Raw genomic sequence first — 20,033 nt, 5'->3', positions numbered from 1 at the left:
GTTTTTTTGCGGCTTTTCCATTGTAGGACTTGTCCGCTTTTTCTGGCATTTTTCTCTTGTATTCTCTGTGATGGAATATATTCCTTTTTGCACTCGGTTGTCGCTTTCGTGGGTGATATTTGAGTATGGTTTTCTTCCGTGTCTGTTCCTGTGCCACAACGTTCATCACATGGGGCGCAAATCACACATCCACAGACATCTTTGCACTTTGTGCACCATTATTTTCACAGCTTAATCCTGTACCCTAATCATTAACGCTTACAGAAAAACCAGACAGTATATCCCCTTCCGGATTCTGTTTACCTCTTCCAACCAACCTCAGGTTTTCAGTATTTACTGCGGTTTTTCTAGTTCGCTAAATTCACCGTATCTTTCGATGTTTCTTCCGGAACGTCGCATCAGAAAGACGCATATGACAACCACATACACGAACAAACCCACTGAAAAGCCCCATGTCCGTTCATGGTCTGCTAAAAAGTGGGCCGCTTTCGCACTCGCTTTTGGTACCGCTTTCACTGCGGCACCTCTTACTCCTACTACTCCCGCCTCGGCTGCGACCGGAACCCATGATGGTTCCAGTAGCGATAAGGCGGCTGCCTCTTGCTACGAGGTCAAGCAGGTTAATCCTTCTGCCTCCTCTGGCACTTACTGGCTGTACACCCCGCAGATGAGCGGCCCGGCGCAGTTCTACTGCGATCAGGAAACTGATGGCGGCGGCTGGGTCATGATTGGTCGCGGTCGTGAGGGTTGGACCGAGTCTTACAACGGCACCGGCGACCCGAATCAGCTGCACCAGAACCCCACCGGCCCTTCCGCTTTTACTCCGGTCCAGCTTCCCGCAAACACTGTCGATGCGCTGCTGAACGGCATTAAGCCTCAGGACCTTCCCGATGGCATGCGCCTGCACCGTGCCCACAACGCAAGGGGCACCCAGTGGCAGAACGTTTATGTTCAGCGTCCTCAGACTGAGCAGTGGACCTGGGCGATGAGCTACGGTCAGCGTTGGGGCACCGTGAAGTTCACCGGTGCCGGCATTAACCGCACCGCTCATATGGGCGGTTCCCCCTCGGAAATGGCTCCGGGTATTACCACCAGCTCGGTTCGTTTCTTCGCGAACCCGAACCAGGGCTACCAGATTGGTTTTGCGTACGGTTCGCTGGTGAACTTCGGCAATGATCGTGCCGATTCTTATATTTATAAGAAGCGCGGTTCCGCTGGTTACTCCATCCCCTTCACCCAGGTGTTCCTGCGCCCGAAGCTGACTCAGCGTGACTTGAACTTCTCGCAGATTGGTTCTGGCTCTGCCGCTAGCAACCGTCGTGCTCTGCCGAATAGCTACACGATGCCCGTTCGTTGGCGCACCAGTGAGCAGACTGGCACCGGCAAGAAGAACGAGATGAACACCTACGTTCAGGCTATTACTCAGGTGGGCGACACCGTCTTCACCGGTGGCGACTTCAAGTATGTGGAGTCGGCTGGCGGCGAGCGCGTGAACCAGTCGTACCTGGCTGGCTACAACGTGGATTCGGGTGAGCTGGTTCGTTCCTTCCGCCCGACTTTCAACGGTCAGATTAAGGCTCTGGAGGCTCTGCCGAATAACCGCCTGGCGGTTGGTGGCGAGTTCACCGAGGTTAATGGCGAGAAGGTTGATCACTTCGTCATTCTGGATGCGACCACCGGTCAGATTGACCGTACGTGGGATGTTCAGGTTCAGCGCCGTAATGGTGCTGCCGCGCAGGTGAAGACCCTGCTGGTTCAGGATGGTTACCTCTACATTGGCGGTAACTTCACCCATGTAAAGGGCAATACGTCTAAGGCGTACGCTTACTCGCGTGGTGCCGCTCGTATTAAGCTCTCGAACGGTGCGGTGGATTGGAACTGGCGCCCGAACTTTAACGGTACGGTCAACGGTATTACCGCTGCATCCGACAACTCGACTGTTCACGCTGCGGGTTACTTCACTGAGCTGAATAACCAGCGCGCGTTCCGCCTGGCGGCGCTGAATGGTTCTAACGCTTCGAATATTAAGTGGGAGTGGGAGCCGTCGCTGAAGCTGAACATTACTGACCGCATTGTGTACGCGTTCCAGTTCGATGTTCAGGATGCTGGTTCGACCGTGTGGACTGGCGGCGCTGACCACCTGATTGCGAACTACTCGAAGAACGGTTACGGCCGTATTTCTTCGTCTATCTCTAAGTACGGTGGCGACTGGCAGGATCTGCATCTGAGCGGTAACACCATTTACGGTGCGTGCCACTGCGGTGATGTCCTCTTCGAGGGTTCGACCGGCTACCACACGTATTGGAAGGAATCGAAGGCGGTTCACCGTATGCGCCTGGTCGCAGCGTTCGATAAGGATAGCGGCGAAGTCATCGGCGAGTTCAGCCCGGTTCTGAAGGGCGCTAGCGGCTACGGTGTTTGGGAGTCCTTCGTGGATTCTCGCGGCAACCTGTGGGTTGGTGGCGACATTAACCGTTCGCTGGGTGCTAATGGTGAGCAGCGCACTGTCGGTTTTGCTCGTTTTGCTCCTCGCGATGTGACCGCCCCGTCGACTCCGTCGAATCTGTCGGTTCAGCGTGATGGCTCGACCGATAAGCTGTCTTGGTCTGGTGTTCGTGAGAGCGGTGCTCGCTACCAGGTGCTGCGTGATGACCGTGTGATTGCTACGGTCTCGGGCACCAGCTACGAGGTTGAGCATACTGATGGCGCTCGCTACTATGTGCGTTCCATCGATGCGTCTGAGAACTTCTCGGCTTCCACGGGAGCTGCTCAGGCTTAGGTCAGATTGTTGATCTAGTTTCTTTGAGCCGCCGCCTGGTTCGGGCTCTGCAGGGTTTGCGGGGTCCGGGTCAGGCGGCGGTGCACCCGGGGTGTATGCCCTCTATAGTTTTGGTTCGGTCCGGTTTTCCCAGTTTGCTATCTCTTCGCCTCTGCGGCGGCTATGATGGGTTGGGATTCATTGCGTCGGATGGGTTGCTTCCGTCCTTTCCGATGATGGGCTGAATCTTGATCTGTGGTGTTTCTTCGCTGTTGGTACGACAGAGGAAACTTCACAGATTTTTAGCGTTCCGCTTCGTACGGGTGCGTTGCCACTGTTGGCTTCGTGCGTGAGGGGTGGGGCGTATTCATTCAATTTCCGATAACTACACTCACTGATTCCGGCTACAGACTCGCTGTTAGCGCAGTTCATAACGCTTCCCCCTTACCCCGATGCCTGGTCACTATGCTGTGCCTTGTGTGGGGTGGGTGTTGCTGTGTGAATTGCAGTTTTCTGCTGTGTGCCGGTTGAGGTCTCTAGGAGAGACAAATGAATTTTCTTCCGTTCACGCGTGGAGGGCGCGCGCAGGGTGCTGCTTCCTCCGCTTCTGAGGGCTCTCGCGTAGCTTCTCGCTCCGGGTCCCGTGCTTTGGGTGCGGCGGCTGCTTCTTTTGCGATGGTTGCGGCTTCTTTGGGTCCGATTGCTTCGGGCGCGCAGGCTGCTGATGCACGCTACTATGACGGTTCGTCGAGTGAGCGCGCGGCTGCGAGCTGCTGGGAGGTTAAGCAGAATAATCCGCGTGGCAAGAGCGGCGCGTACTGGCTGTACACCCCTGCGATGAGTGCTCCTGAGCAGTTCTATTGCGATCAGGAAACTGATGGCGGCGGCTGGGTTATGATTGGCCGCGGTCGTGAGAGCTGGACTGAGAACTACTACGGTCGCGGTAATGCCGATCAGCTGTATAAGAACCCGACCGGCTTTGATGCGGTGCAGCTCTCCGGCGTGACCGTGAACGCGCTACTGAACGGTACCCGTCCGCAGGATTTGCCCGATGGCGTGCGTTTCCATCGCGCGATGAACGTTGAGGGCACTACCTGGCAGGATTTTAAGGCTCACCGTGATTCCAGTACCGAATGGACTTGGACTTTGCGTTCAAAGATGTTCTGGTCAAATATTTCGGTCAAAAACACCTGGCAGTACAGTAACCGTTATGACTACGCCAACCGTGGTCAGGTGGCTGGTAACATCTTCACCCATGATTCTGATGATTTCCGTTCCCTGAACTTCGAAGAGAAGGCATCGCAGGGCTACAAGCTGGGCTTCACCTACGGTCGCAACGCCAAGATTACATGGTGGACCGAGACCTACCTGATGAACCGTCCTTCGGCGTATATTTACCGCCCGGCGGATGATTCGACCACTCCCCTGGTATTTACTCAGATGTTCTTGCGCCCGAAGGTGACTCAGAACGATTTGGTGGCTAAGGGTCTGCATGATTATGGCCAGCAGGGCGCTGCGGCAAGTAACCGCCGCGCGCTACCCAATAGCTACTCCGAGAAGTGGAAGTGGCGTACCAGCACTGAGACCGGTACCGGCAAGAAGGGTGAGATGAACACCCAGGTTGAGGCTATCACCGAGGTCGGTGGCGCTGTCTTTACCGGTGGCGATTTCGCGTACGTTGAGTCGGCAAGCGGTGAGAAGGTTGAGCAGGCTTTCTTGGCTGGTTACGAGGTGGGTACCGGCGAGCTGCGCCGTTCCTTCCGCCCGAAGATTAACGGTCAGGTGAAGTCGGTTGAGGCTCTGCCGAACGGCCTGCTTGCTGTGGGTGGTTCTTTCGACCAGGTGAACGGCGAGTACTACAACGGTTTTGTAATTCTGGATCCGCAGACCGGTCAGGTTGCTAAGGACTGGGATATCCGCGTGGTTAGCCGCATTGCTTCCGTACCGGTACAGATTAAGACCCTGCACGTGCGTGATGGCTACTTGTACATTGGTGGTTCCTTCACTCACTTGAAGGGCCAGACCTCCCCCACCTACGCGTATGCGAGGAACCTGGCTCGCATTAAGTTGAGCAACGGTGAGGTGGACTGGAACTGGCGTCCGGTCTTTAATGGCACAGTTAACGGCGTGAGCGCTTCTGAGGGCAATGCCGATGTGTACGTCGCTGGTTACTTCACCCAGCTGAATAACCAGGAGGCGTTCCGTCTCGCTCATATGCAAGGCAGTAGCACGAACCCGGTGGCTTGGCACCACCGTCCTTCGTACACCCCCAAGAATGCCCAAACCTGGGATTTGAAAAACGAGCGCAGGATGTGGGGCTTCCAGTTCGATGTTCAGGATGCTGGTTCCTCCGTCTGGGTGGGTGGCACCGAGCATATGATTACCCGTTACGAGAAGTCGAGCATGCGTCGCACAGACAGTGCGATTACTCGTGAGGGTGGCGACTTCCAGGATCTGCATCTGAGCGGTAACACCATTTACGGTGCGTGCCACTGCGGCGATTTCCTCTTCCAGGGCGCAGACACTGTCTATTCGGAGTGGGAGAACGCGACTAATGCTCAGACCATTCGCCTGGTAGCTGCGTTCGATAAGGACAGCGGCAAGATGCTGCCGGAGTTCGCCCCGATTATGAACGGCGCGTATGGCTACGGTGTGTGGGAGTCCTTCGTGGATTCCACCGGCACTCTGTGGGTTGGTGGCGATATCCGTAAGTCGCTGGGTGCTAACGGCGTGCAGCAGACCGTTGGTTTCGCACGTTATGCACCTCGCGATGTAACGCCTCCGGCTCCCCCGAGCAACCTGAAGGTTACGACGAACGGCTCCAAGGATCAGCTGACCTGGTCGGGTATTTCCGAGCATAGGGTGAAGTATCAGGTTCTGCGCGATGATCGTCCTATTGCGACGGTTACGGGCACGAGCTATTCGGTGGATCACCGCGACGGCGCCCGCTACTATGTGCGTGCGGTAGATACTGCGGATAACTATTCGGCAAGTACCGAGGCTGCTCAGGCGGCATAACCCCTCATCAGGGCGATATTCACTTTTATGACAAATAATTTTAGTGATGTTCGCCCTATTCTCCCGGGCTGGTTTTAAACCAGCCCGGGTTTTTTTGCACATAGTGAATCTATTTCATTCATTTACATGAAGGTTTTTTCATGCAGAGATATATACTTACCTTCTAATCGAGTCAAAATAGAGCATTAGTTAGGGCTTATTCTCATCATTTATAAAAACGTTATTTTTGCGGGTCTAAGTATTTTCCCAGCTTTGCGTGTTAGCCTTTAGGTGCCTTACCTTCGTGCGAGGTATTATCTTCCGGAATATAGTCATTCTCACTCCAACCACTAAAGAGGCTTCCATGTCAGTGTTCTTCAAGTACCCCTCCCGGTCCCGCCTTCTGGGCACCTTGGGTACCGTTGCGGTATCCACCCTGGTCCTGAGCGCTTGCGCTACTGAAAACCCGAGCTCCGATAGCTCTTCGCCTGCTTCTGCGTCCGCGAGCGTTTCCGCGTCGGCGCATGCTTCCTCAAACAAGTCTTCGAGCGCTTCCCCCCAGGTTTCTGAGCAGGGCACCGCAGAAGCATCCGCCAATGCTTCCTCTGGGGCTTCGGCTGAGGCAAAGGATGGGGCAAAGAGTGAGGCGACCTCTTCTGACGGCCAGAAGCTTGAAGAGATTTACACTGGCGCTGAAGAGATGAGGAACGCTTCTTCCGTACCTGTTGACGCTGAAGAAGTTAAGAAGACTACCGAACTGGTTAACTCTTTTGAGACCATTCTGACCAAGGTGAAGGCAGCCCCCTCTGCTGAGGCTTCGCCTGAGCGTGCCGCTGATCCGACCAGCGACGAAGAGGCTGAGCAACAGAACGTTGAGCGGGCCCGCGCTGTTCTCGATGATGAGACGATTCGCTCCATCGAGGCCGTGGCTGTTGATTCCGCTGCCGCTGAGTTTGCCGTGCAGGCTTCCGAGTACGCACTGGCTGGCTGGCACTATGAAGGTTCTTCCACTGTCGTGGGCACTCCCCGTATGACTGAAACCCAGTACAAGGGTCAGCCCGCGCGCATGCTGGAAGTATGCATGGATTCTTCCTCTGTGAAGATCTATGACGAGAATAATCAGCCCGTTAAGGATGACAATTCTCCGAAGCGTTCACTCAATATTTACACCCTCGTTCAGGTCGATGGTCAGTGGAAGATTGCGACCCATGATTTCCCGAACAATCCTGATTGTTAGGGTCTAATTAAAGATGCCGGTTTCCAGCTATGATTCGCTGGAACCCGCGCATTATCATCCATAGCGCATTAATGTTGATGCGCACTCGATAACATTTCTTGGCATTCATTTGGAGATATTATGAAAGCCCACCTTGGCATGACGGGCTCTGGCTTTTCACGTTCTGCTATAACTCGCTCAACTCTTTGCTTGAGCATTGCTACGGCGTTGGCTTTGCCCGTAGCTATCCCCGCTATTACGCCGAGTACCGCTGTCGAACAGACTGCGGAAAAAAGGGACTCTGCTTTCTACAATGGCACGACCTCCGAGCGTGCTGCCGCTAGCTGTTGGGAAGCCAAGCAGGCTAACCCCGAGGCAAAGAGCGGCGCCTATTGGCTGTACACTCCTTCGATGAGTCAGCCGACTCAGTTCTACTGCGATCAGGAAACTGATGGTGGCGGCTGGGTCAAGATTGGTGAGGGCCGCGACGGCTGGACTGAAAACTATGAAGGTCAGGGTGACACTTCGCAGCTCTACAGCGATGCCGCACCCGCATCTTCCGGTATGACTCTTGAACAGGGCAAAGCTCTGAGCTCCCTGCCCGCCGCGAAGACCCCGATTCAGCTTTCGGGTACCACCATTTCGCAGTTGCTCAACGGCACCCGCCCCGATCAGTTGCCCGATGGTTACCGTTTCCGTCGCGCGCTGAACACCTCGGGCACCAAGTGGCAGGAGGCGACGGTTGACCGCCGTCAGACTTCCGAGTGGACCTGGGCTCTGCGCTCGAGCGCTGTCTGGTCGAATACGACCATCACCAACCCTGACGAGTTCTCTTCCTACAATGAAAATGGCCGCAGGGACTGGCCTGATGGCACGTGGGAAGACCACATTCTGCGTGGACAGAACAACGGCTTCAAGACTTTGATGTTTGATGAGTTGGCGTCCCAGGATTACCGTATGGGTTTCCGTTACGGTGCAAACTCTCCCATTTCGCAGGATGGCTCTGAGCCGGCAATCACCGATGCGCGGAACTCCTACATCTACGGTAAGGAAAGCAACGGTGAGGCCTCTTTCGGTTACACCCAGATGTTCCTGCGCCCGAAGCTGACCCAGAATGATTTGAACCTGGGCGCTATCCCGGATTCCGGTACCCCGGCGAGCGCTCGTCGTGCCCTGCCCAATAGCCGTTCGGCGGATTGGCGCTGGCGAACCAGCGCCAGGACCGCCTCCGGTAAAACCGGCGAAATGAACACCTACGTTGAGGCCATTACCGAGGTCGATCACGGTAACGGCACCTCCAGCGTGTTTATTGGTGGCGACTTCGAGTACCTTGAGTCCTCTACCGGTGAGCGTGTTGCGCAATCTAATATTGCTGCTTTTGACCCGGTGACCGGCGAGTTGCGCCGCAATTTTAAGCTGACTGTTGACGGTCAGGTGAAGGCTGTTGAGGCTCTGCCGAATAACCGTTTGGCTGTTGGCGGTAACTTCAAGCTTGTTAACGGTGAGAAGCATGAGAGCTTCGTCGTTGTTGACGCCACAACCGGTGAAGTTGCCCCTGAATGGGCCCAGGTTAAAGTCGAAGATCGCATTCGTACCGAGGTCATGACAGTGAAGACCATTCACCGTCAGGGTGACTACGTGTATATTGGCGGCACCTTTACCCACATTTATGAAAGTGAAAAGGCGGGTGAGGCGTATTCGCGCAATATTGCCCGTTTTAAGTTGGGCGAGCCTTCTAACGGTGTGCCCGGTATTGTGAGTATAGACCGTAACTGGCGCCAGGTGTTCAACGGTACTGTCAACGGTATTAGCGCCTCCGCTGATAACTCTCATGTTTACGTAGCCGGTTACTTCACCTGGCTCAACGGTGGCCTTGCCTACCGCGTGGCTGATATTACTCAGCATATGCAGAAGGGCAGCCCGTGGGCGTACCAGCAGTCTGAGATTCCTGCTGGCGCTAATGTCTCTGACCTGCGTAATGAAACCAAAATTTGGGGTTTCCAGTTCGACGTCCAGGATGCCGGTACCGGCGTCTGGGTGGGCGGTACCGAGCACCTCATCTCTCGTTACGATAAGGCGTCCTTGACCCCCACCTACACCGCGATTACCCGCGATGGTGGAGACTTCCAGGATCTGCACCTGCACGGTAACACCATCTACGGCGCCTGCCACTGCGGCGACTTCCTCTACCAGGATTCGCGTAACAAGCGGACCCCCGTGGGCGGTTCGAGCGTGATTCACTCGGTCAAGCTGGTTGCTGCTTTCGATAAGGACAGCGGTAAGATGCTGCCGGAGTTCTCCCCTGCTATTAAGGGTGACCACGGATTCGGTATCTGGGAGTCTTTCGTGGATTCGAAGGGCACCCTGTGGGTTGGCGGCGATATTCACCGTTCGCTGGGTGTTCACGGTACTCAGGATACCGTCGGTTTTGCGCGCTTTGAGGCTCGCGATGTGGCTCCTCCGCCTACCCCGCAGAACCTGAAGGTTGAGCTGAAGGACGATAAGGACGTTCTGACCTGGGATGCCGTGCAGGATACCGGTAGTGTCCGCTACCAGATTCTGCGTGACGACCGAGTTATCGCTAGCACTTCGGGTACGAAGTTCGAGATTGACCACACCGATAACGCACGTTACTTTGTGCGTGCAGTGGACAGCTCGGATAACTACTCTGCATCCACTCCGGTTCAGGTAGCTCCGGTTCGCCCGACTCCTACCCCCACGGAGACCGCAACCGAGACTCCTACCGCTGACCCGACGGCAAGTGTGGATCCGACTGCAGCTGCTGACCCGACCGCGAGCGCTGACCCCAGTGCTTCGGCAAGCGCTACCCCGAGTGCAGAAGCGACTACTGAGGCACCGAAGGTCCAGGATCCGGACCCGAAGGTTGAGGAGCCTAAGCCCGCCGATCCCAAGCCTGAGAATCCGAAGGAAGAAGCCGCTAAGGACCAGATTGTTCTGCCCTACGCCTCGGATTGGAAGTACATGGTCTCTACCCAGGCTCCCAACCGTAAGTACGGTTGGAAGTACAACTTCCACTTCAGCCTGGAAGATATTGCGCAGGAAGCATGGCAGACCGGCAAGACCCCGATTGGGGTCGGTACTGGTAACCTCAACACCTCCGTTAAGGTTCCGCTCGTGCGTTCCCGCCACAATATCTACGCCTACACCACCATCCAGCTCACTCGTGAGCAGGCCAGCCGTGATCTCGTGCTGACCACTTACGCGGATGACGCTATTGCGGTGGGTGTCAACGGTGAAGAGGTTGGTCGTTCCAACTTTGACACTCGTGGAAAGCTGTGGAATAGCGCGATTGCATCGAGCTCGATTGATACCGCTACGGCTCAGAAGACTCCGGTGACCTTCACCGTTCCGGCTTCTCAGCTGAAGGCTGGTGAGAACCTCATCGCTGTTGAGGTTCACCCGGGCATTAGCCGACGTAACGTTCGCCCGAATGTGAGCTTCGATTTGCAGGCTACCTCCAAGGCACCGGTTGCTGAGCAGCCCGCCGAGAAGGAAGGCGACAAGGAGGCGGATGCTCCCGCCGCACACGAGGCTGAGCAGCCCGTGGTCGACAACGCGAACAACGCGGCAGCCGGCCAGGGCGAGCGACGCATCGTCAATAACGGAGTCGGAACCCGCGTTCCGATGCAGTCTCGAAGGAACTAATACCTTCTAGATAATCTCAGCTAAATGGGGTTTGATTTTCTGAATGATTCAGGAAATCAAACCCCATTTGCGTATATTCCCCACTTTTCCGTGTTTTTTGCATCATTTATTCCCATTATTTGTGCTTCTGTCATGTGCCTCTCTGCACAATGTTCAGAAATGTTTTCTAAATCCACAATTCACGAGAACAAAGCGCCGATAACCCCCTCTAACAGCACACCAAGCCTACCCGAAGGATCCCGCAAATCTGCACCAAAGCGCATTGTCAGAGGGTTTTTACGACACAATTGTTGACCCTGACCACACGCCCCCTGTTGCACTTCATCTCGTTGTAAAATATCTATATAGTGGTGTACGTGAAAAAAGGGACCAACCACCTCTTTTTTCGCGTGCGAGACTTCCGGACTTTCTCGCAACCACCCCGAAAGGGAGTAATTCACTCTCCTTCACTCCTCTCACCGATTAAAAAGGAATGTGCATGTCCACCTCTGAGGCACCTCACGCCCCGAACTCCGCGCCCGCATCGGGATTTTCTGCGAAGTTTTCTCACACCCTGCGCTCTCTTGAAGCAGCGCAGAAGCCCGGCATTGGCGTTCCCGCCTACACCCGCTGGGTCAACCGCCGAGTAGCACGCTACTTCGCCGCGGCAGCTGTCGCTCTGGGCATCACCCCCAACGGCGTCACCGCGATTTCCGCTGCATGTTCCGCTGCAGGCCTCATCGTTCTGATTACCTGCCCTTCCAGCATTGGTGTGGGCATCTGCGTTGCACTGCTTTTCGCTCTCGGTTACGGCCTGGACTCCGCTGACGGCCAGGTTGCTCGAGTGACCGGCGCATCCTCCCCCGCCGGTGAGTGGCTCGACCATGTGGTCGACTCCATCCGTGTGCCCTCCGTGCACATGGCAACTCTGCTCTCCTTCCTGCTGTACCCTGCGCACTACTCCTTTACCGGTTCCAACGCATTCAACGGCTGGATCATTGCGATGCCCATGATTTTCACCGCGCTGACCGCCGGTCACTTCATGAGCCAGATTCTTGCTGAGCAGCTGCGCAACAACCGCAAGACCGCTGCTCCCCCGACCGGTGGCCCCCTGCGCTCCTTCATCAACCTGCACATGGACGCTGGCACCCTCTGCTGGATCTACATTTTCGTTGGCTTCGGCCCCGTATTCGTCATCGTCTACGCGCTGCTTCTGCTGGCTAATGCCGCAACCGTTCTGCTGTCCATGCGTCGCAAGTACGTTAGCCTCGCGACCCCCGCTGAGTAAGGAGAATCCCAATGATGCACTTCACCTCTCGCAACCCTGCTGTTTCCGCCGTTATCGCGACCAACGGCAAGCGCCCCGAACTGCTGCGCGTGGCTGTCCGCTCGATCCTTGAGCAGAGCTACCGCGGTTTCGTTGAAGTTGTTGTCGTCTTTGACCGTGTTGAGCCCGACCGCCTCGAGGATATTGAGGTCGGCGAAAACCGTGCCCTGAAGATTGTCTCCAACACCCGTTCCGGCGGTCTGGCGGGCGGCCGCAACAGCGGCATCATCGCCTCCAGCGGTGAGATGATTGGCTTCTGCGATGACGACGACTACTGGATGCCTTCCAAGCTCACCCAGCAGGTCGCTCTCTGGCGCGAAAACCCCGAAGCAACCGCTATCTCTTCGGGTATTACCGTCCGCTCCGGTGGTCAGGATATCGTGCGCCTGGCGCCCGAGCGCGCAACCTTCGCTGACTTCCTGCGTTCGCGCATTACCGAAATTCACCCCTCCGCCATGCTGTACTCCCGCGAGGATCTGCTCGGCGTTGATGGTAAGCCCGCCCGCATCGGCCTGGTCGATGAGGAGCTGCCCGCCGCCTACGGTGAAGACTACGACCTGTTGCTGCGCGCAACCCGTCACGGCGATGTACTGAGCGTGCCCGAGCCGCTGATTCTGGTGCTCTGGGACCGTCCCTCCTTCTTCTCCGGCAAGTGGCAGTCCATGGTTGACGGCCTCAGCTACATTCTGCGTAAGTTCCCTGAATTTGAGCAGGACCCCAAGGGCCTGGCACGTATTGCCGGTCAGATTGCGTACGCTCAGGCGTCTCTGGGTAACAACAAGGAGGCGCGTGCCTACGCTCGCTCCGCTCTGCGCCGCGACCCTAAGCAGCTTCGTGCTTGGGCAGCGTATGTTGTGTCCACCGGCGTTATTAAGCCCGCTACTCTTCTTGATCTCGTCCAGAAGACCGGTCGAGGTCTCTAACCAGGTATCGCACAGACATGGTTTCCTCTTCCGTTCTTTCCCCTCCGGGTACTTCGCCTGTGGCGCTGAAGGATTCCGCCGGGTCGGTGGCCACGCCGCCTAGCGGTATTCTGCGTGCCCGCGCGCGCATCCGCCCGTTGTCTACGGCGCAGAAGAAGCTCCCCGCCTGGCCTCTGCTGGCGTTGCTGTACGGCTTCCCGGCACTGTGGGCTTTGGGTGTGCTTCAGATTGCACCGCTGGTACTGGCAGCGATCATGCTTTTTTACCTCATTATTCGAGGTAATGTGCGTGTGCCCGGTTCCCTGTGGGTGTGGGGCGCATTCTGCGTGTGGGTTGTTGTTGCGGCGCTTGCCCTGACCCGTTCCACCGACATTATTGGTTGGGGTCTGCGCTTTGTAAATATTCTCAGCGCCGGCATTTACGCCCTGTACTACTACAACGCGCGTTCTTCTATTAGCCTCAATAGGCTGCTGGGCGGTCTGGCGACTCTGTGGGTGACCCTGATTGTTCTGGGGTACGGTGGTGTTCTCTTCCCCGAGTTCCGCCTGCGTACTCCGATGAGCTTCATCATGCCTTCTGGTTTTATGCAGAATCCGCTGGTGCGTGACTACATGCTTCCTCCCCTGGCTGAGGTTCAGCGCCCGTGGGGCGCTCCCGAGGCGTATATTCGCCCCTCCGCGCCGTTCCCCTACGCGAATAGTTGGGGTCTGGCGTACACTCTGCTCACCCCGGTGATGCTGGCGTGCTTGCTTCGCCTGCATTCCATCTGGCTGCGTATTGCGTTGCTGATTGGTATGGCGCTTTCTACTGTGCCTGCGATTGCGACCAGTAACCGCGGCATGTTCATTGGTCTAGGTATCAGCGCAGCCTACGTACTGTTGCGTCAGTTCCTTGCGGCTAATTGGCGTGCTGTGGGTACGGGTGTTGCGGCGATTACGGCTGTGGTTGTGGCGCTCTTTGCGTCGGGCACCGTGGATAACATTCTGGGTCGTCAGGACTACTCTGACTCCACCGGTGGCCGTGCGGCGCTCTACCGCGCCACCTGGAAGGCGACCTTGGAGTCCCCGATTATTGGTTACGGCACTCCGCGTATGGAACCGAGCATTGGCGTGTCAATGGGTACCCAGGGGTACCTGTGGACTCTGATGTTCTGCTTCGGCTTCGTGGGTCTGGCGCTGTTCGCGCTCTTCATGGTGTGCACTGTAGCAGGCGGCGCACGAGTGAAGACCACCTCCGGGTACTGGCTGCATAGCGTGCCGGTCGCGTGCTGCGTCGTCTTTATTTTCTACAGCTTCGATATTGCTCAGATGACCATTCTGATGCTCGCGTCGATGGCGTGTATTCGTTCCATTCGGGATGGTGAGGGGCTATGACGAAGAATCAGTCCCCTCGTGGTTTAGAGACCACTGCGGTTTCAGCTTTCGATGATGCCTACTCGACGGGTGGTCACCCTAGCCGCCGTGCGCGTCTGCGTGAGAGTGGCGAGTACGTGGAGCCGGTAGTGGAGCAAGCTAGCTGGCAAGCAGAGTCTTCTGCCGATGAGTTTGCTCCGACGGTGGACGATATCCGTTCCGGTCGTTTTCCTGCAACCACGGCGCTGTCGATTGTGCCTCCGGCTCGAGGCTTTGCTTCCGAAGAGTTACTGCCCGATTCTTTGGAGGCGGGTTCTTCGGAGTCAGGTACTTCGACTGCTGGTTCCTCAGCGGCAAACGCTACCGCTGTAGTGGGTGCTCATCTGTCCGGTTCCCGGCGGGTTGCCTCGGCTACTGCTGAGTCTGCAGAAAAGGCGCAGGAAGAAAAGACTCCGAATGAGAAGGCTAAGCCTTCCGCGTCAGGTGCTCAGGCAGATAGCGCATCCGCGAAGAGCGTGCCGGTTAAGAAAGCTCCCGGAAAGGCTAAGCAGCCCAGCCTGGCAAAGAGCGGCTCTCTTGCTTCTCTGTGCGTGATGTACGGCGCGGGTATCGCGTTCGTGACCACGATGGTGGTGTCGAACGGTATTGGTGCTGAGGGTTCGGGCGAGTTTTTCCGTCTGATGGCGTTGTTCGCGATTGCGATTTCGCTGGTGACTTTCGGCGCGGATACGGGCTTGGTTCGTACGATGAGTGCTCAGCGTGCGCTGGGTCGTTACGGTGTGCTTCCGCAGCTGATCCGTTACGGTCTGATTCCTTCGCTGGTGACTTCGGTGCTTCTGGTGGCGGGTGTGTACATCTACACCGAGATTGTGCCGATGGCTCCCCAGTATCAGGCGGCGATGCGTGTCAGTTCGGCTTTCGTGCTGATAGCGGCGCTGATGACGGTGTTCTTCGGCGCTCTGCGTGGCCTGCATCGTGTGGTGACCTTTACGCTCCTGCAGAATGTTCTGCTTCCCACTCTGCGTTTTGCGGCGGTGGGTTTGGTTGTTCTGTTCTCGGGTCAGCTCATGGATTTGGTGTACGCCTGGACCATCCCGGTGGCGATTACTGCGGTGGTTGCCCTGTGGCTTTTGGAGCGGGCGTTCCCTTCCGAGGAGCATGTGGAGGTTCTTTCTTCTGAGGATTCTCCGCCTGAGACGTTCCGTTCGTTCTGGGGTTTCAGCTCTGCACGCGGTGTCGCTACCATTGTGGAAACCATCCTGGAGTGGATTGACGTGCTGGTGGTGACGGCGTTCTTGGGTGCCGCTGCCGGTGGTATCTATGGTGCTGTGAACCGTTGTGTTCGTGTGGGCACCATGATTGAACACACCGGCCGCGTGGTGACCGGCCCGTCGATCAGCGCAGCGTTGGCTACTCGTCAGCTCGATCGTGCTCGAGATATTTTCCTTTCGACCACTCGCGTGCTGACTGCGTTGTCTTGGCCGTTCTACCTCTCCCTGGCGTTCTTTGGTCCGACTCTTTTGGGCTTCTTCGGTAAGGGCTTTGAGGCTGGCGCCGGTATTCTCTGGGTGATCTGCCCGGCGGCGATGCTGTCAATGAGTGCCGGTGGCGTGCAGTCTGTTCTGCTGATGAGCGGTAAGAGTCGCTGGCAGCTGTTGAACAAGCTCTCCTCCCTGGTGGTGGCTGTGACTTTGAACTTCACTTTGGTTCCGGTCTGGGGCCTGTACGGTGCGGTGACGGCTTGGGCTTCTGCTCTGCTGATTGATACCTTCCTTGCGAGCTACCAGGTGTTCCGCCTCGTCGGTATTCGTGCTTCGGCCCGTGAGATGGCTCCTTCACTCTTCTTGGGTGCGGCTGTTCCGACGGTGTGCGCTCTGGCGTCTTTGGCTTTCTTGGGTCAGAGCGTGCTGGGCGTCATCGTGTACGTGGTGCTACTGGTGCCGGTGTACGGCGCGGTGCTGTACCGCTTCCGTAAGGCTCTCGGTATTGAGCGTTTCCTTTCCGCCCGCCGCGCGAAGTCTTAAGCCTTCAGCTTCCTCTACGTTTTTCTCCGATATTTAGTGTCCGTTTCTCTTCCTCTAGGATGTCCTCATGGATAACACCTCTCATACCTCCTCGGTTACCCTTGGCAACCAGGTACGTCGCATTTTCCGACACCGTCTGCTGATTCTGCTGTCGGTTGTGGTTTTCGCTGTGGCGGGTGCCGTCTACGGCTACATGACCAATAGCAAGTACACTTCTAAGGCTTCGCTGGTTGTTTACCCGCTGGTGGTTGATCCCGCCGGTACCGGTAGCGCTAACTCCGCGAAGGTGGATATTGCGACCGAGTCTCGCGTTGCATCCTCTCGCGAGGTTGCACAGAACGCGGCAAAGTCTCTGATTGCTAATGGCGATACCCTCTCTGAGGCTCAGCTGACCAGCCGCCTCATGAACTCCGTCAAGGTGACCGGCACCTCCCAGACTGCTGTTCTGGATATTGAGGTGACCCGCCCCAACGGTACGGAGGCTGCACGTTACGCTAACGCTATGGCGAACGCATACCTGCAGGTTCGTTCCGAGTCGCTGAAGAGCAGCGTTGATTCTGCTCTGCACCAGATTGATGAGCAGATTTCGGCCCTCGAGGGTGATAACAACCGTGCGGGTCTGCTCTCTCAGTTGCAGGACCGTCGCGCTCAGATTCAGCTGACTTCCACCACCGGTGGTCGCGTGATGAGCGAGGCTCAGGTTCCTTCTTCTTCCTCGGCTCTTGGCCCGGTGAAGATGGGTATTGTTGGTGCTGTTGCCGGTCTGCTGATTGGTGCTGTGCTGGCGTACGGTCGTGACCGCACTATGCGTCACGTTGGTTACGCTGATCGTCTGGAAGATGCTGGTATCCCGGTTCACGAGCTGGGTTCCACTTCTGAGGCGAATGACGCGTTCATGCTGCTGCGCACCATTGGTGCTCCCGACGGCGACGTGAAGAGCGCTGGCGCTTCCGGCATTGTGATTCTGCCCGGTACTGACCGCGGTGTTGAGCACCTATACCAGATGCTGCAGCGTGTTCTGCCCACCGAGTACGCACGTTTCACCGATTACGCTTCGGTCCGTGACGCGCTGACCCGCCACACTCCCGAGTCGCTGGTTGAGAAGAGCGAGACTCCTCTGGTGATTAGCCTGAGCACCGCTACTCCCCTGTCGACTCAGCTGCGTTTCGTTCAGGCTGGCGGCGTTGCTCTGGTTCCGGTGACTGCGGCTACTTCTCTGCAGCAGGTTCGTGAGCTCTTCGCTCAGCTGGATCAGCTTGAGGGCGTGAACGCTTTGGCTGTGTTCCTGGACCGCGAGTAATTGCGAGTAATCGGGTTCTGTTGATGGATGCCTCGCTTCTGTGCGGGTTCGTCCTTCGTCCTTGAGCGTAGGGTGCGGTGACACCTGCTGAGGCGAATCTGTTGATGCAGGCGTTGCCGAACCCGTCAGCTCACCCTTATCTTCTCTTCTTACTTTTCTCTTGTATTGGGGCTTTAGGAGAACACTATGACTGAGGCAATTTCCTCTCAGGCACCGAAGAAGAAGCTTCTGCTGGTTTCTAGCAGTGGCGGGCACTTGAAGCATCTGACGGCTACTTCTGCTGCGTGGCAGAATTATGACCGCGTGTGGGTTAGCTTTAAACAGCCCGATGTGGAATCTTCTCTGGCTGATGAGAAGACCTATTGGGCTTATTACCCGACCACTCGAAATATTAAGAACGCTATTCGTAATCTGTTCTTGGCATTTCGTATTTTTCCGAAGGAACGTCCGGATGCGGTTGTTTCTGCGGGTGCGGGTGTTGCTGTTCCTTTCTTTGTTGCGGCTAAACTTTTTGGCGTAAAGACTCTTTATATTGAGTGTTTTGACCGCCCGACTCTGCCGACGATGACCGGTAAGATGCTGTACACCTTTGCTGATCGAATTATTGTTCAGAGCGAGGAACAGCAGGAGAATTTCCCTGATTCTCGTGTGATTCATCCCATTTTCTAAGAGTGATGAATTTATCCTGAAAATAGCGTCCTCGCGTGTGCTGAGGGCGTTATTTTCAGGGTATAGTATTTATTAATACATACAGATACGCATAAGTCGTGCGCTCCACTGTGGACTCACCATCCAAGCGAACTAACCACTCGCCAGAGAAGCGTATGCGGAGATTACTCACCATTTTCTCCGGCACGACGCCGCCGCGTATACCAATGATGCCCTCCGGATTTTTGCGTCAGGTATACGGGGTTACTACCGATAAATACATAGAGAGGAATAGGCTATGTCTATTCAGGACTTCCCCCACGTCAGCGTTGATACTTCCAAGTTCGACCTGCCCGTATTTACCCCTGCCGTCGCGCCCGTTCGTATTCCTACTAAGACGTACGATTTGGTGGTGTCCCTCGGCACCGACGTTCACACTTTTGATCGTCTCCTGCGTTGGGTTGAGGCTTATCTTGAGGCTCACCCCGAGGTCACCTGCCTCGTGCAGCATGGCCACACTGCGCCCATTAAGCACGCAGACAACCTTAAGCTTCTTCCCGCCTCCGAGCTGCTGGACTACTACGCAACCGCACGCGTAGTACTGGTTCAGGGCGGCCCCGGTTCCATCCAGGATGCACGCCGTACCGGCGCTCTGCCCCTGGCTGTTCCGCGCCGCGCAGAGTTCGACGAGGTCGTTGACAACCACCAGGTCCCCTTCACCGCTCTGATGGAGAAGCGCGGCCACGCTGTTGTCGTTGAGAGCCGCGAAGATCTCTTCGCTAAGCTCGATCTTGCCCTGGCGAACCCCTCCCTGTTCCGCACCGCTGAGCCCTACATCTCCACCCCGGAGATTTCTGCAGCGCAGCTGGGCGAGGAACTGCAGGATCTGCTCGCTGGCAAAACCCACCGCAAGGATTCCTTCTGGGGTCGCCTGAAGCAGGCTGCTCGCGCACACCGTGCGGGTAAGGCTGAGATGGCTCGCATCGACGCGATGGCTCCCAGCGCCTAAGGTTTTCTTGCTTTCTAAGCTCAGCATCCTCGTGATGCGGTGTGGGAGGTGCCCGGCCGGGCGCTTCCCACATTTTTAGACCGGCATGCGAATCCTCCAACCACCCTGTGAGAGGCTGTGGATGTTTTCCCTTGTTCACGGCATATTCTCAGGTGGATTCGCGTCTTTACATTGGTTGCGAAACCCCGCGCACCGTATCCTAAGTAAGGGATAATGCGCGGGGTTTTCGCGCACTACGAAAGGAACAATTATGGCAGTTCAGGAATCGACCGTTATCAACGCAAGCGTTGAGCAGGTTATCGAGGCGTTCTCTAGCGAGGATTTCGCACGCTTCGTATGCTCCGAGGTTGGCGTGGAGTTCGGTAGCTTCTCCGTTTCCGGTGACACCTCCGCCGAGTTCACCGCAACCACCGAGCGTACCGTACCCGCTGAGCGCGTGCCGGACATCGCTCGTAAGTTCGTCGGCAACGGCGTTGCTATGACCCAGATGGACACCGTAAGCGCACCGGCTGCTGACGGATCCCGCACCGTTTCTACCGAGGTCAAGGTCAACGGCGTGCCCGTGTCCGCTCAGGCTACTCAGAAGCTGACCCCCGAGGGCGAGCAGACCCGCCTGGACGTCAACGGTGAAGTCTCCTGCTCCATCCCGCTGGTGGGCAAGAAGATTGCAGCCGCTGCTGAGCCGCAGGTTGGCCGCGTGCTGAAGGTTCTGGGCTCCTCCGCTGAGAAGTGGCTGGCACAGCGCTAAAGCGTATGAGACGCTCACCTTTGAGGTGTAGCTGATATACCGCCAATATGCAGAGAATCCCCGCCGTAAGTACTTACGGCGGGGGG

Annotated in this window: 12 protein-coding genes; all 12 read left to right on the top strand. The window is 56.6% G+C overall.

The genetic code is table 11. The annotated features are described in order from the left end of the window. The first annotated feature begins 412 nt into the window (after nucleotides 1-412). The 12 genes from HMPREF2710_RS08610 to HMPREF2710_RS08555 all read left to right on the top strand — a co-directional run bounded on the left by HMPREF2710_RS08610 (nucleotide 413) and on the right by HMPREF2710_RS08555 (nucleotide 19,947). Nucleotides 413-2,779: a fibrinogen-like YCDxxxxGGGW domain-containing protein gene (locus HMPREF2710_RS08610; protein ID WP_070600652.1), complete on the top strand. Its 2,367-nt coding sequence runs from the start codon at nucleotides 413-415 to the stop codon at nucleotides 2,777-2,779. Between the two features lie 528 nt (nucleotides 2,780-3,307). Next, nucleotides 3,308-5,776: a fibrinogen-like YCDxxxxGGGW domain-containing protein gene (locus HMPREF2710_RS08605; protein WP_070600650.1), complete on the top strand. Its 2,469-nt coding sequence runs from the start codon at nucleotides 3,308-3,310 to the stop codon at nucleotides 5,774-5,776. 343 nt (nucleotides 5,777-6,119) lie between these two features. Next, entirely contained in the window at nucleotides 6,120-6,992 is an 873-nt protein-coding gene (locus tag HMPREF2710_RS08600) for a hypothetical protein (protein ID WP_070594041.1), read from the top strand. Between the two features lie 120 nt (nucleotides 6,993-7,112). Then, nucleotides 7,113-10,637 carry a fibrinogen-like YCDxxxxGGGW domain-containing protein gene (locus tag HMPREF2710_RS08595; protein ID WP_070600647.1) on the top strand — a complete coding sequence of 1,175 codons (3,525 nt, stop codon included), beginning with the start codon at nucleotides 7,113-7,115 and terminating at the stop codon, nucleotides 10,635-10,637. 478 nt (nucleotides 10,638-11,115) lie between these two features. Beyond that, the gene (locus tag HMPREF2710_RS08590) at nucleotides 11,116-11,904 is read left to right on the top strand and encodes a CDP-alcohol phosphatidyltransferase family protein (protein ID WP_070600645.1); all 789 of its coding nucleotides are present in this window, start codon (nucleotides 11,116-11,118) and stop codon (nucleotides 11,902-11,904) included. Nucleotides 11,905-11,915: 11 nt separating this feature from the next. Continuing rightward, on the top strand, nucleotides 11,916-12,866 hold the full coding sequence (locus HMPREF2710_RS08585; RefSeq protein WP_070600644.1) for a glycosyltransferase: 951 nt from the start codon (nucleotides 11,916-11,918) through the stop codon (nucleotides 12,864-12,866). A gap of 17 nt (nucleotides 12,867-12,883) precedes the next feature. Further along, nucleotides 12,884-14,239, top strand: coding sequence for an O-antigen ligase family protein (locus HMPREF2710_RS08580; RefSeq protein WP_070600643.1), 1,356 nt, complete (start codon nucleotides 12,884-12,886; stop codon nucleotides 14,237-14,239). Beyond that, nucleotides 14,236-16,242, top strand: a complete 2,007-nt coding sequence (locus tag HMPREF2710_RS08575) for a lipopolysaccharide biosynthesis protein (protein WP_070600641.1) — start codon at nucleotides 14,236-14,238, stop codon at nucleotides 16,240-16,242. Before HMPREF2710_RS08580 ends, HMPREF2710_RS08575 begins: the two co-directional genes overlap by 4 nt. A gap of 67 nt (nucleotides 16,243-16,309) precedes the next feature. Further along, nucleotides 16,310-17,542, top strand: coding sequence for a Wzz/FepE/Etk N-terminal domain-containing protein (locus HMPREF2710_RS08570; protein ID WP_049341605.1), 1,233 nt, complete (start codon nucleotides 16,310-16,312; stop codon nucleotides 17,540-17,542). Between the two features lie 186 nt (nucleotides 17,543-17,728). Continuing rightward, on the top strand, nucleotides 17,729-18,211 hold the full coding sequence (gene pssD / locus HMPREF2710_RS08565) for a PssD/Cps14F family polysaccharide biosynthesis glycosyltransferase (RefSeq protein WP_012904005.1): 483 nt from the start codon (nucleotides 17,729-17,731) through the stop codon (nucleotides 18,209-18,211). A gap of 277 nt (nucleotides 18,212-18,488) precedes the next feature. Continuing rightward, nucleotides 18,489-19,199 carry a glycosyltransferase gene (locus tag HMPREF2710_RS08560; protein WP_070600639.1) on the top strand — a complete coding sequence of 237 codons (711 nt, stop codon included), beginning with the start codon at nucleotides 18,489-18,491 and terminating at the stop codon, nucleotides 19,197-19,199. A gap of 250 nt (nucleotides 19,200-19,449) precedes the next feature. Next, nucleotides 19,450-19,947, top strand: coding sequence for a DUF2505 domain-containing protein (locus tag HMPREF2710_RS08555; protein ID WP_012904008.1), 498 nt, complete (start codon nucleotides 19,450-19,452; stop codon nucleotides 19,945-19,947). The last annotated feature ends 86 nt before the right edge of the window (nucleotides 19,948-20,033 follow it).

The sequence above is a fragment of the Rothia sp. HMSC069D01 genome, assembly GCF_001810135.1.
Taxonomy (GTDB): Bacteria; Actinomycetota; Actinomycetes; order Actinomycetales; family Micrococcaceae; genus Rothia.
The sequence above is the reverse complement of the archived record's forward strand: the minus strand, read 5'-3'. Positions and strand labels throughout refer to the sequence as shown.

Excerpts from the sequence above, each read along its gene's own strand:
- HMPREF2710_RS08585 (WP_070600644.1), top strand. The coding sequence starts at position 11,916 with ATGATGCACTTCACCTCTCGCAACCCTGCTGTTTCCGCCGTTATCGCG.
- HMPREF2710_RS08580 (WP_070600643.1), top strand. The coding sequence starts at position 12,884 with ATGGTTTCCTCTTCCGTTCTTTCCCCTCCGGGTACTTCGCCTGTGGCG.
- HMPREF2710_RS08590 (WP_070600645.1), top strand. The coding sequence starts at position 11,116 with ATGTCCACCTCTGAGGCACCTCACGCCCCGAACTCCGCGCCCGCATCG.
- HMPREF2710_RS08595 (WP_070600647.1), top strand. The coding sequence starts at position 7,113 with ATGAAAGCCCACCTTGGCATGACGGGCTCTGGCTTTTCACGTTCTGCT.
- HMPREF2710_RS08600 (WP_070594041.1), top strand. The coding sequence starts at position 6,120 with ATGTCAGTGTTCTTCAAGTACCCCTCCCGGTCCCGCCTTCTGGGCACC.
- HMPREF2710_RS08575 (WP_070600641.1), top strand. The coding sequence starts at position 14,236 with ATGACGAAGAATCAGTCCCCTCGTGGTTTAGAGACCACTGCGGTTTCA.
- HMPREF2710_RS08605 (WP_070600650.1), top strand. The coding sequence starts at position 3,308 with ATGAATTTTCTTCCGTTCACGCGTGGAGGGCGCGCGCAGGGTGCTGCT.
- HMPREF2710_RS08560 (WP_070600639.1), top strand. The coding sequence starts at position 18,489 with ATGTCTATTCAGGACTTCCCCCACGTCAGCGTTGATACTTCCAAGTTC.
- HMPREF2710_RS08570 (WP_049341605.1), top strand. The coding sequence starts at position 16,310 with ATGGATAACACCTCTCATACCTCCTCGGTTACCCTTGGCAACCAGGTA.
- pssD (WP_012904005.1), top strand. The coding sequence starts at position 17,729 with ATGACTGAGGCAATTTCCTCTCAGGCACCGAAGAAGAAGCTTCTGCTG.
- HMPREF2710_RS08610 (WP_070600652.1), top strand. The coding sequence starts at position 413 with ATGACAACCACATACACGAACAAACCCACTGAAAAGCCCCATGTCCGT.
- HMPREF2710_RS08555 (WP_012904008.1), top strand. The coding sequence starts at position 19,450 with ATGGCAGTTCAGGAATCGACCGTTATCAACGCAAGCGTTGAGCAGGTT.